The following is a 12,115-nucleotide window of genomic DNA, read 5'->3' on the forward strand; positions in this document are numbered from 1 at the left end:
TATTGCATGTAATTAAATGTATAAATTTGTTTAATAGTTACTCAGCTATGCCAAAGTAAGGTGTTTAAAATAAAACTAACTAAAAAAAGGCATAAATAATTATATACATTTTAAAACGTAAGGTAGCGATTTTAGGAACGATTATTGGTTCGTAACTTATTTAAATATATAGAAAAAATTCAAGCGTATTAGACTAAGGTCTATAGGTTAATTTTCTTCACTTATTAGGTTTGTTTTAATCGTTTGTCGGGGTTGTGTTAATTCTCTAAAGTTCAGTTGTCGGCAACAAGTACGACTTAACTTACAGGAAATTAATCATGAAATTTACACTTATCAAAACTATCGCTCTTAGCTCACTATTAACATGTTCAGCTGCTGCAATGGCTGATCAAAGTGATTACAAATTAATGGTTATTGAAACTGCAACAGCGCCACAGCCACTTGAGCAATCATTTAATAGCTGCGCACTAAATGTTAAGTCAAAAAATTACGCTGAGGCGGAAGCAATTTGTACTAAAGCAATCGCACTTTTAAAAGACGCAGATGGCCCTAAATTTAAAGTACGCCAACTTACGTCATTCGCATTAAGCAACCGTGGTGTTGCACGTTTAAAAGCGCATAACGATACAGCTGCACTTGCTGATTTATACGAGGCATCAAAATTGTCTAACAGCTCAATGGTATCGCACAACTTATCTCGCGCTAAAGAAGAATTATCTCTATAAGGTTTTTTATAAAGTGCTTACTAAAGCATAATATAAAATAGCGAGAGTAAAAAAGCCGATATTGGGTTAAACCCCAACATCGGCTTTTTTGTGTTTATTAACTTTGTATTGTGCTATTAAAAAATAAAAAACGGTATTTTTATATTTATAGTTTAGTTGTTCTAATGGATTTTAACTAATTGTAATTACTAAGTATTTTTACAGGTGTTAGACTAAAGTCTATAGCTTAGATTTATTCACTTATTAGGTTTGTTTTTATCGTTTGTGGTAATTGAGCTAACACTCTAAAGTTTAGTTGTCGGCAACAAGTACGACTAACAAATACCAATTTTATTAAAACATGATTATTTTAGCGAATTAAATAACTCACTAACGGCGTTAAAAAATTACTTATATAGAACGACTATATTTCATAATTTTTGCCTTGTTATTAAGCTATTTACTTGACGCTAAAAAAGATCACTAGTTTAAACAATTGCCATAACAGGAATATAATCATGAAATTTACACTTTTAAAAACCATCGCTCTTGGCTCATTATTAACTTGCTCAGCTGCTGCAATGGCTAATCAAGGTGATTATAAATTAATGGTTATTGAAGACTCTGTAACTGCAGCACCCGCATTTGAAAAATCATTTAATAGCTGTGCTTTAAATGTTGAAGCAAGAAACTACGAAGAAGCAGAAGCTATTTGTACACAAGCAATTGCATTGCTTAAGCAAAGCCATGGTCCGCGTTTAAAAGTACGTGAACTTACATCGTTTGCATTAAGTAACCGTGGTTTAGCACGTATTAAGGCTCAAAAAGACACTGCTGGTATTTCTGATTTATATGAAGCAGTTCAAATTTCTAAAAACTCACTTGTAACACATAACTTAACTCGCGCTAAAAAAGAGTTATCTCTTTAGATTAACTTTATAGCTTGAATTAGCTATAAGGTTCGCGAGTAGCAAAACCCCACGTAAGATAACACTTAACGTGGGGTTTTTGTATTTGTATTAAAAACACATTTGCTTACAAAAAACTCTCTATCACCAACCCCCTTTAAGCTCGGTACATAAAGCTTATATTAGTGAATAAAAGTAAATAGTATTTTTATTTTATTAACAAATGTAAGAGCTAAATATAACATGTTGTGTCACTATATGGGTACAGGGCATGTTAACTTGTTGCCATCCCCCCATAAAAATTCAATAAATTTCTGTTGTTTAAATTTATACCAACCTGCATAAATCTTTGAGTAATTTAACAAATTAAATTGCACTATAACGTCGTTAAAATTTTATTTAGAACAACTAGATACAAAAATTTTTGCCTCGTTCTAGCATAATTTTCTTAACGTTAACTAGATCCCATATATAAGCAGATTGGTGTTACTTATTTGTATTAAAATAATTTATAACAATATGATTTTTAATAATAATTAAAGTGCAAAAAAGGAAGTCTTTGTATGTTTTTTAAAAAAAGTCAGTTAGCTATTTCATTAGCGTTTACGCTAGGCCTTGTTGGATGTGGTGGCGGTGATAAAGCGGCCGTTGTAGAGCCAGTTGTAGCTATGTAGTGGTAAAGTAATTTTGGCCACCCATTAAGAAAGAAATGTTATGCTGATAAGCATACAAATTTGGGTGAAAAAATGACGAAATTAAAACGTGCAACGTATTCTGCAGCAATCAAATTAGAAACAGCTCAGCTTGTAGTTGACCAAAGTTATACTCAAGAAGAAGCAGCCAAAGCGATGGGTGTGGGTAAATCAACCGTTAGTAAGTGGGTTACTCAATTAAAGCAAGAGCGTAATGGCCAGCCACCATCTGCTTCGCCAATGACGCCCGAACAAATTGAAATCCGCGAACTTAAAAAGCAAATCCAACGCATCGAATTAGAAAAGGATATATTAAAAAAGGCTACCGCTCTCTTGATGTCCGACTCCCTGAACAATTCTCGTTAATTGAGAAACTAAATCAACGAGAGCGTTACCCAATTAGCGTGCTGTGTAACGTATTCAATGTGCATCGTAGCAGCTATAAATATTGGGCTATAAGGGATACAACGCCGACACCAGAACAAATAAGGCTAGAGGCTGAAGTTAGAGCAATACATGCAATGAGCGGCGGCTCAGCTGGGGCGCGGACAATCGCGGCAATAGCAACGAACAATGATTTTGAATTGAGTCGTTATCGTGCTGCTAAGCTAATGGTTAAATTAAAGCTTGAAAGCTGCCAAGTACCTCAACATTCATATAAACGCGGCGGTAATGAGCACCTTGAAATTCCAAATCTGCTTGATAGACAATTTGATGTTGTTGAGCCAGATACCGTGTGGTGCGGTGATGTGACGTATATTTGGGTAGGTAATCGCTGGGCTTATTTAGCCGTTATTATTGATTTATTTGCACGTAAAGTCGTTGGCTGGGCCATGTCGTTGTCGCCAGATACTAATTTAACGCTAAAAGCGCTTGAACTCGCGTATGAAAGCAGAGGAAAACCGACAGGGCTGATGTTTCATTCAGACCAGGGTAGTCATTATACAAGTTTAAAATATCGTCAACGTTTATGGCGCTATAAAATCAAACAAAGTATGAGTAGGCGTGGAAACTGTTGGGATAATGCACCAATGGAGCGATTTTTTAGAAGCTTTAAAACGGAATGGATGCCAAAGGTTGGATATAGAAATTTTATAGATGCTAAATATAGCGTTAGTGATTATATCAACGGATATTACAACAACGTTAGGCCGCATCATTATAATGCCGGTTTAGCGCCAAATGAATCTAAGGTTAGATATCAAGATTCTAAAACTGTGGCCAAATTTTATTGACCACTACACTAAGCCAGATCCTATAAAAGTAGATCCCGTAGAAGTTAACACTATCTCTCTTACAGGAAAGGTTATTGATGGTTATGTATCTGGTGCAATAGTATGGCTGGATATTGATGGCGATGGTACTTTTGACGAGCAATCAGAACCTTCTGTAGTCTCTGAAGAATCGGGTAATTATAGTTTTAATTTTACAGAAGAGCAGGCGCTGTGTGTGCCGTATTCAACTATGTACGTTGATGTACCGGTTGGCGCAATTGACGAGGACTTAGGCGAGGTAACACAAGCGTATCAAATGTCATTTCCACCCTCAATTGAGGCTTTGACTGATGAAGATATTCGAAATATATCACCTTTAACAACCGTTATTTGGGAGCAGTTGAGCCTTCAATTACAAAAAAGTGGTAACAATAATTTAAGTTGTGATGCACTTAAAGAAAATACTGAGCTACTTGCAAACCTTCAAAGCGAAATAACAAATGTTATGCAAAACTTGGTTGCGCATTATAATTTGTCGACAGAGCAAATTTACTCAGATTTTATCGCTACTAACGACAGCGACGCTTACGACAGAGCACAAGCAATTGTTAAGGGACTAAAAGCGGCCTATAAATTCAAGCAAGAGCTAGATGCTCAGTATCCTGATGCAGAAGAAGTAAGAGCAGTGATTTATCAAGACACAGCAAAAGATGCAGAGTATGGGTTTGAAAATGCATGGTACCGCGACAAAGTTATTTTTGCAGGCGCTGAACTTATTTATGAGCAAGTAAAGCTTCAAAATACAGACGAACTCGACAAAATTGACGTTATTTTGTCTCGATTGGATTCAATAGATACGCCTTGGGGCGAAGAATCGTTAAATGGAAAATTAACAGTTAGAGACGATGTTTACATTAACGCCGATCGTACTTACCGATGCTCTAGCATTGAGAACGTTAGTTTTGAGCAAAGCAATGTGCTTTATGGCGTTATTAATACTAGCCCATCGGTTAACTTCCCAACAGCAGATGAATGCGTTAGTGCTAATTTAGATACACCGTTCGAGCGAGGTTTTAGCATTAGCTATACTGAGTCAGGATCGTTTTACCAAACTGACTTTGCCTTTAGAGAGGAAAATGCCGACTTTCAAACATTATCTGATTGGGTAAATGTTAAAGACAAAGCTGCTGACTTAGAAACTCAAGATTTAGTGACCGTACTCGCTGCTATGCCCTATGAGTTTGATGACGAAACATCTATTGATGCTAGCTTTTGGCGTAAATACAAAACCACAGACAACGTACGTATTATTAAAACAATTGAAGGGCAATGGTTTAGAGATACCCGCCGAGAAGATGGAACATTGCTGCATGAATGCAGTGAAAATGGTGTTGATTGGGTGCAATGCGAATAATGTAAAAAGCACTTTAATTAATATTAGCTTAGTGCCAGTCAGTTAATAACTGACTGGCACTTTTTGTTTGAAAAAGCTTACTTTTATGTGCGGTTATAACTGTATACCTGATGAACTTTATTTTTAATCTGTTTTTTACTCGGGTTTACTGTAAAATTACTGGGTTAACATTTGTTAAGTAATACTTACAATTGTTATTGCTCATTAAGTATTTAAACTAATTTAAGTAGAGCTTATGATTTTTTATATTATAGGGTTAAGTTTACTTGTTATTATTTTATGCGTTGCACTTTATGTAATTTACAGCAACGTACATAAAAGTCGGGTAAGAAAATCCAAGGAATACAACGTACTGTTTGATAAAGACACGATAGTTGATGAACTAATCACTCAACTAACAGAAAAAAATCAAACACAAGAAAACCAAGATAAAACAGCTAAAGGTAAAGAAGAAATCCTTGCAACATTTGTTGAGTTACATCGCTCTGGTAGCTTTTGCGCACATTTGAGTGAACAGGAAATTATTTACTTTGTTAAAAAGAAATTAAACATGGAGAGTAATAAAAATGGATAGCGAAAAAGCAGTCCCAGCAGTAAAAAGTGACTCATTTATGAGTCGATTTGGTCGTCGTAATGTAATTATAGTGTCATCAATTGTTGTTGTATTGGTAGTGATAGCAACCCTTACATCGCAAGTTGTTTCGTGGAATGAAGCAGATGAGCGTTTAGTACATCAATCGGCTTTTACAGGTAACTTAACCGTAATAAATCAAGCAGGCCCTTACTTAAAAGCGTTTGGTAGTACATCCGCTTATAAAAAAGTAATTTCGATTAACTTTACGGGCGATGCCGGTGCAACAGCAAGCGCAATTGTACCGCTAATACCAATTCGATTTTTAGATACCACAACAGGTGGCGCACGAGGTGTCTCTCGTTTTAGATTACCAGGCAATGTACCAGCAGCAGAGTCGGGTGCTCTACGTGGTTTACTTAAAATACACGAAGAGTTTGGTTCACAAGAAACATTAATATCTAATTTATTAATGCGTGCAACCACCGAAAATGTAAAAGCGTCGGCGCGAATGATGTCGGTAGAGCAACATTACTCTGGTGGTAATGGTCAATTAAGCCAAGATTTTGCTGATCAATTAACCAACGGTATTTTTGTTACTGAACAAATTATTAGTACGGGTGAGCGCGATAAATCTGACGATTTAGGTAATTTAAGTAAACAGCAACGTGTCACTATTAATATTAAAATGGACGATGAAGGTAATACACTGCGTAACGCACCTATTTTAGGCGCTTACGGTATTACAGTAGTTGATGCCAGCATTATTGATATTGACTACGAAAGCAAAGTAAATGCTCGCCTTGAAGCCCAAAAGCAGGCTGCTGCTGATGAAGCGCTAGCGCGTCAAAACCTTAAAAAAGCAGAGCAACAAGCGCGTACTGAAGTGGCTTTAGGTGAACAAGCAATTGCTAAGCAACGTGCTGAATCTGAAAAGCTAAAAATAAAAGAGCAAATTGATGCTGAACGAATTAAGGCAAATGCCATTATTTCTGCGCAGCAACGAGTGGCTGTAAAAGCGGAGCTTGCGAAAGAGCAAGAAGAGATTCTAAAGCAACAACGTTTAGAAGCATTAGGTATGGACGTTTTAGCTGAGGCTCGTTTAAGAGCTAAGTCTGCTGCACTTGATCCAAAGTATGTATTTGATGAAACACTAAAAGCAGAAGTTAAAATTCAAACCGCTTTATTTACAAGCTTAGGTAATAGCCGTTTAGTGCCTGAAATTGTAATAGGCGCAGGCCAAGGCGAGCAAAGTAATGGCTCTGAATTTATGCGTTTATTAGCCGCCGATGCTGCATTAAGTCTTAAAAAGCGTTTAGAAAAAGAGAAAAAATAAACGATTAGTTAAGTATTGCACAAACAATAAAAACGTTGGCTGATTCGCATTGGCCAGCGTTTTTTATTGCGTAAATTTTGTTATTGTATGGTGCGGCTTAGCTTGTGAAAACAAGCTTTTTAAATTATTAAATAAAAGAGTGAGCAGTACTTATGGACCCCAGTAATCAGTTTATTTTAGATTTAGGACAAGAGCATATTACCATCCAGCGACGATATGAAGCGCTGGGAGCGTTTAACGATTTTTTGATTGCTGTGTGGTTTTTAATTGGCAGTTTTTTCTTTTTAAATGACTCACTAATAGAAAGTGGCACATGGTTGTTTATAGCGGGCAGTGCTCAATTACTTATAAAACCTGTTTTGAAATTGATCAGCTTAGTACATGTTAGTCGGGTATTTCATTCAAATAAAACTTCATAAATAAAACCATAAATACGACTCATGATGAGTTCAGTTATTATGGCTAATAATTTACCAGTATAAGTTATTTAAATATCAAGGATAGAAAAGTGAAAGTACTTAAGTGGATTTCAATTGGAATAGCTACTTTACTAATTATAGGCTTACTAATTCCCGAAAAAATAATGATTCCGGTACAAGGTGCCACAAGTAAAGATTGGAACCATAACACGTTTTGGTACGAGCCTTGGGGTAGGTCGGGTGTGCACAAAGGAATTGATATTTTTGGCATAAAGAACACTCCTGTAGTTGCCTCAACAAATGGTGTTGTTATATTTGTAGGTGAGTTAAGCCGAGGTGGTAAAGTGGTTGCGGTGCTTGGGCCTAAATGGCGCGTGCATTATTTTGCACATTTAAATGACTACTCGGTAAGTACAGGTGAAGTAGTAAGCATAAACAGTCAAATTGGCTTACTGGGCGATACCGGAAATGCCGCAGGAAAACAGCCTCATGTGCATTATTCTATTTTATCGTTAGTGCCTATGCCGTGGCTTTTTACAACGCAAAACCAAGGGTGGAAAAAGATGTTTTTTTTGAGCCCACATAAAAGACTCACTGCTAAATAATAGTTTTAGCTGTTAAAACAAGGTGTTTAACAGCTAAAATCCGTTAATAAGCAAGCGTGTATTTAAGTTAAAAATTAGCCTGCAACTGGGGTTTTACCCGCGCGAATATTTTTAATGCTTTTAATAAACATATAAATACAGGTCGTGATTAAACAGCCTGCTAAATAAAACACAATACCATTGGGTGCATCAGATAAATTTGCAGCAAGCATAGGGCCAAATACCGAACCAATACTGTAACTCAAAAGCATTACCTCAGTTGCCGATACTATTTTTGCCATTGGCAATGAGTCGCACGCAAGTGTTATAGCAATCGGGTAAAGTGCAAAGCTGCATGCGCCTAGTATTAAGTAGCTTACTATTAATCCTGCTAAAGTGTTTGCTTGTAGTATACCCACAGCACCGGCTGCGCCTGCTAAACAAAACATACCCATCAATAAGCTTTTTTCAAGCCGAGTAGATAAGTAACTTACGAGCGGCTGCACGACCATGCCGCCTAAAATAATAACCGCCATAAGTGTTCCAGTGTACTGAGCTTGATCAGCTTGTGCTGCAATATACACCGGCATTAAGCCGTAAATAGGGCCCAGTAATAAGCCCGATGCTAAGCATCCGAGCATAGCTGGGTGGCTTAATGTTTTTATTTCTTTTAGTGGTAGTTTTTCAAGGTGCTGTTTTTCGGGCTGACCTTTGGTTATTAATAAAGGGGCTAAAATAGCTAAAAATAATAACGAGGCTACAAATAAATAAGGCGTTGAACCTTCGGTGCCAAGCGGCCCTATAGCAAGTTGACCAACCGCGCTGCCCCCATAAAGTGAGGTCATGTATAAACCCAAACGTTTAGCACGCGACTTTGCTGTGTTGGTCATTAATAACCAAGACTCAACAACGACAAACACACCGGCAACAGCAACACCTGCTACAAATCGTGCCATTAACCAGTTAACGGTATTTGGCAGTGCAAGTTGTGCAAGCACGCTTGCTATTAATAGGCTTAAAAATAATATAAATGCGAAGCGATGACCCATTTTTACCACAATGCGCTCTATTGTGGTGGCGCCAATAAGTAAGCCAAAGTAAAAAATGCTCGCAAGCCAAGGCGCTAGATTTTCATCAAGTTTAAATGCAGGTAACGACAGCGGAATAAGGCTCATTAAAAAGCCTGATGCAATAGCAAAAAATGACAGCCCGATAACGGGTGCTAAAGGGTTATTAGAGGTGCTTGTGGCGGCTGATTCGGCCATGTGTGTTTATCGACTCATCAAGGTAAATAACCACTGTTTTAAAGTTTGAGAGGTTACTTTAATAATAAAATTTGCGCGAATTTAGAGCCAAATTAAAAATAAGTAAAGTGATATTTTATTAAATAATATAAATAAATTTAAAACGATCTTTTTGGTAAATTATCGGATCTATTATGCTTTTTATTGTAGTATTTTTATGTAGATATTGTTTTATATTTGTGAGCATTTATGTCTGAATAGGTTTTTGTAATGCAAGCAGATAGGCACATATCGCATGCTGCACGTCACTTTTTAAAGTTTGCGCAGCAGCACGTAGAGCAATATTTGGATACGCAGTGGGTGCGTAACGAGTTACATAATTTAGATTTAAACTAGATTTAAATTCGGTTTAAAGTTAATTAATGTCGGGTGTTGAGTCTCTTAAAATAAGCTTTGGCTGAAACACGTGCTTTACTGTTATGCCGCTTTTTTTATAAATGTCTTTAAGTACTAAGTTAGCCGCAGCTCGGCCCATTTCGGGAACTGGGTTATCTATTGTAGTCAGTGTTGGGTAGAGGTAATTGGTGAAAATTACGTTATCGAACCCAATAATGGCTAAATCTTTTGGTAGGTTAAAACCGTGTTCGCGGGCGTATTTCATAGCACCTGATGCCATTTCGTCATTGGCACATACAAGGGCGGTTATTTGCGCTTTATTTTGAATAAAATGCCTTAAGCCGTCGCTGCCGCCGGTTTCTTTAAAGTCGCCTATGTAAAATAAGTTTTCGTCAAAGGTTAGGTTGTATTCTGCGAGGGCTTTTTTGTGGCCTTTTAAACGGTTTGACGCATCTTCTTTAAACTGCGGGCCTGCTATGTATGCAATGTTTTTATGACCTTTGTTGATCATGGCTTTAGTGGCTAAGTAGCCACCCATTACGTTGTCGAGGCTAATGCAGTTTTCTTCAATTTCTTTAACGTAGCGGCTCATTAAGTAAATAGGGGTTTTGCCTTTACTTAACTCAATTAGATACTCGTTTGATACCGCTTCTACGTGGGCAATAATAGCGTCGCAATTACGGCCTATTAAAAATTCAAAGCCGCTTTTTTCCTTTTTTTCGTCACTGTGCCCAGGGGTAATAATAACGTGTTTACCCGCAATACGAAGGTGCTCTTCAATGGCTGACATCATTTGACCAAAAAACGGACCATCCAACTCAGAAACTAAAATACCGACGCTGTTTGTAGTGCTAGACGCCAAAGAGCGAGCAATAGAACTTGGCTGATAGCCTAGCTCTTTCATTGCTTCTAATACCTTTTTTTTAGTTTTTTTGCTTACGTAGTCGTTGTCGTTAAGCACCCTTGAAACAGTTGATAAAGACACACCTGCCATTTCTGATACTTGATAAATTGTCGCCATTGATGTCCTAGCTTATATGTATTTTTACTCGCACTTTATAAAAAATATAAAGTGCGAAGGGTCATTAAAAGTTAATTTACACATTACTGCGTCTAATTGCTAAGTCTTCTGTTATTTTTTGCGTCATCGCTGAGGTTAGCGGATAAATAAGCATCAATGCGGCGCCTAAAAAAGCAAATGCGGCGGGTATCCAGCTCATAAGTAACTGCATACCAGGTAGGGCTTGTGTGATTGTTAGCTCATCCATACCGTTATAGCCGTAGCCTGCAAGTACCACTAATACTAATGCACCTGCAAAACCACCACCGGTTTTTTGCACAAATGTACCCGCTGAATAAATTAAGCCTGTAGCGCGGCGTTTGTTTTTCCACTCTGAATAATCGGCTGAATCACCAAGCATACTAAAAAATAATGTTGGCATCATCGCGGCAAAAAATTCAGCAGCGCAACCAAAGGTAAATACAGCAATAAGGTTATCACTAGGTACCCAGTAAAATGCAGTAGTGAGTATGCCGCTTAGCATTAATGAAGCAATAAAAAGGTTTCGTTTACCCATAATTTCGGCCAGTTTACCTGTGGCAAGTGCGCCAAATATAGATACAACCAACAAAGCAATAAAGTATTGCCCAGCCATGAGTTCATTGGCTACGTGGTACTTAAAGTAGTACGCAATTACACCGTATTTTATGCCATTAAACATCATGGTTAAAAAACCAATGCCGAGTAATACCAGCCAAGGTTTATTGGTCAGAAGATCAACCATGTCGCGTTGTGAGCCCGTTAAGCTTTGCTTATCTTTATTGAGTAATTTTTTAATAACGAATGTCATTGCAGCCATAACAAGGGCAAAAAATACGCCGCTGTATAAATCGCGGTAATAAAAAAACAGGGTGGTAGCAAGCAAAGGTAGGATTATAAATGGCAGGCTTTTGGTTAAATCAAACAACTCTGATTTTAAATTCCCTTCATTTGAGGCGTGCGGTGTTACACGCTCTTTGGTAGTCGCAAACGTTATAATCATTAAAATAATAAGTAAGCTGGCAAATAAGTACATAGTAAGCTGATAGCCTTTGGCGTTGTCGCCGCCACCAAAAAATGCCACTAGCTCAGGTAAAAAACCCATAACCAATAAGCCACCAGTAAACGCACCTGCAAACCTAAAACCAGAGAGCTTTGTGCGCTCTGTATCGTCTGGTGTCATTACGCCCATAAGTGCCGAGTAGGGCACGTTACTTACGGTGTAAGCAAGCGTTAAACCTATGTAAGTTACGTAAGCATAAATAAGTTTATTGGTGGTGCTAAAGTCGGGTGTAGTAAAACACAACACCATAAACAAGCCCAAAAACGGTGCCGAATAGAGTATCCATGGGCGAAATTTACCAAAGCGCGACTGCGTTCTGTCGGCAATCATACCCATAATAATATCGGTTACGCCATCAGATAGCCTTACCACTAAAAACAACATGGCAGCGGCAGCCGCCGATATGCCAAATGTATCGGTGTAAAACACCGCTAAATAAGCAAGCGCGCCGCGCCACACTAAGTTAGCGCCGGCATCGCCCATGGCGTAACCGACTTTTTCGTATAAAGGGAGTTTGTTCACTGTGTGTGT

At 37.8% G+C, this 12,115-nt stretch carries 11 protein-coding genes and 1 pseudogene; 9 read left to right on the forward strand and 3 right to left on the reverse strand.

Features of this window, described 5'->3' with window-relative positions; all coding sequences use genetic code 11:
- Positions 1 to 317: 317 nt before the first annotated feature.
- The 8 genes from H5088_RS17475 (at position 318) to H5088_RS17510 (ending at position 7,863) form a co-directional block, all read left to right on the forward strand.
- Positions 318 to 725: a hypothetical protein gene (locus H5088_RS17475; RefSeq protein ID WP_024609350.1), complete on the forward strand. Its 408-nt coding sequence runs from the start codon at positions 318 to 320 to the stop codon at positions 723 to 725.
- 497 nt (positions 726 to 1,222) lie between these two features.
- Positions 1,223 to 1,633 (forward strand): hypothetical protein, encoded by a 411-nt coding sequence (locus H5088_RS17480; RefSeq protein WP_182753977.1) that lies wholly within the window; start codon positions 1,223 to 1,225, stop codon positions 1,631 to 1,633.
- Positions 1,634 to 2,358: 725 nt separating this feature from the next.
- A protein-coding gene (locus H5088_RS17485; RefSeq protein WP_182753979.1) for an IS3 family transposase occupies positions 2,359 to 3,539 on the forward strand; the annotation gives its coding sequence in 2 pieces (ribosomal slippage) (positions 2,359 to 2,617 and positions 2,617 to 3,539; 1,182 coding nt in all).
- Positions 3,487 to 4,932, forward strand: coding sequence for a hypothetical protein (locus H5088_RS17490; RefSeq protein WP_259398138.1), 1,446 nt, complete (start codon positions 3,487 to 3,489; stop codon positions 4,930 to 4,932). The genes H5088_RS17485 and H5088_RS17490 overlap by 53 nt, the downstream gene beginning before the upstream one ends.
- A gap of 235 nt (positions 4,933 to 5,167) precedes the next feature.
- Positions 5,168 to 5,506 (forward strand): hypothetical protein, encoded by a 339-nt coding sequence (locus H5088_RS17495; RefSeq protein WP_024595217.1) that lies wholly within the window; start codon positions 5,168 to 5,170, stop codon positions 5,504 to 5,506.
- On the forward strand, positions 5,499 to 6,839 hold the full coding sequence (locus H5088_RS17500) for an SPFH domain-containing protein (RefSeq protein ID WP_002961828.1): 1,341 nt from the start codon (positions 5,499 to 5,501) through the stop codon (positions 6,837 to 6,839). Before H5088_RS17495 ends, H5088_RS17500 begins: the two co-directional genes overlap by 8 nt.
- 152 nt (positions 6,840 to 6,991) lie before the next feature.
- Positions 6,992 to 7,258: a YrhK family protein gene (locus tag H5088_RS17505; RefSeq protein WP_002961829.1), complete on the forward strand. Its 267-nt coding sequence runs from the start codon at positions 6,992 to 6,994 to the stop codon at positions 7,256 to 7,258.
- An 89-nt stretch (positions 7,259 to 7,347) separates the two neighbouring features.
- A complete protein-coding gene (locus H5088_RS17510; protein ID WP_182753981.1) occupies positions 7,348 to 7,863 on the forward strand; it encodes a M23 family metallopeptidase in 516 nt (171 codons plus the stop codon).
- 74 nt (positions 7,864 to 7,937) lie between these two features.
- On the opposite strand, the gene H5088_RS17515 is transcribed toward H5088_RS17510, so the two are convergent.
- Positions 7,938 to 9,107, reverse strand: a complete 1,170-nt coding sequence (locus H5088_RS17515) for an MFS transporter (protein WP_182753983.1) — start codon at positions 9,105 to 9,107, stop codon at positions 7,938 to 7,940.
- A 243-nt stretch (positions 9,108 to 9,350) separates the two neighbouring features.
- Between H5088_RS17515 and H5088_RS17520 the strand changes: the two are divergent.
- Positions 9,351 to 9,482, forward strand: a pseudogene (locus H5088_RS17520) (LysR family transcriptional regulator); the annotation flags it as partial.
- Positions 9,483 to 9,501: 19 nt separating this feature from the next.
- Here the strand turns inward: H5088_RS17520 and H5088_RS17525 are convergent.
- Complete coding sequence (locus H5088_RS17525; protein WP_002961833.1) at positions 9,502 to 10,503, reverse strand: LacI family DNA-binding transcriptional regulator; 1,002 nt, start codon at positions 10,501 to 10,503, stop codon at positions 9,502 to 9,504.
- Between the two features lie 76 nt (positions 10,504 to 10,579).
- A complete protein-coding gene (locus H5088_RS17530) occupies positions 10,580 to 12,106 on the reverse strand; it encodes an MFS transporter (protein WP_149604933.1) in 1,527 nt (508 codons plus the stop codon).
- Positions 12,107 to 12,115: the final 9 nt, after the last annotated feature.

Source organism: Pseudoalteromonas sp. SR43-3, from assembly GCF_014163875.1.
In the GTDB taxonomy this organism is placed as follows: Bacteria; Pseudomonadota; Gammaproteobacteria; order Enterobacterales; family Alteromonadaceae; genus Pseudoalteromonas; species Pseudoalteromonas distincta.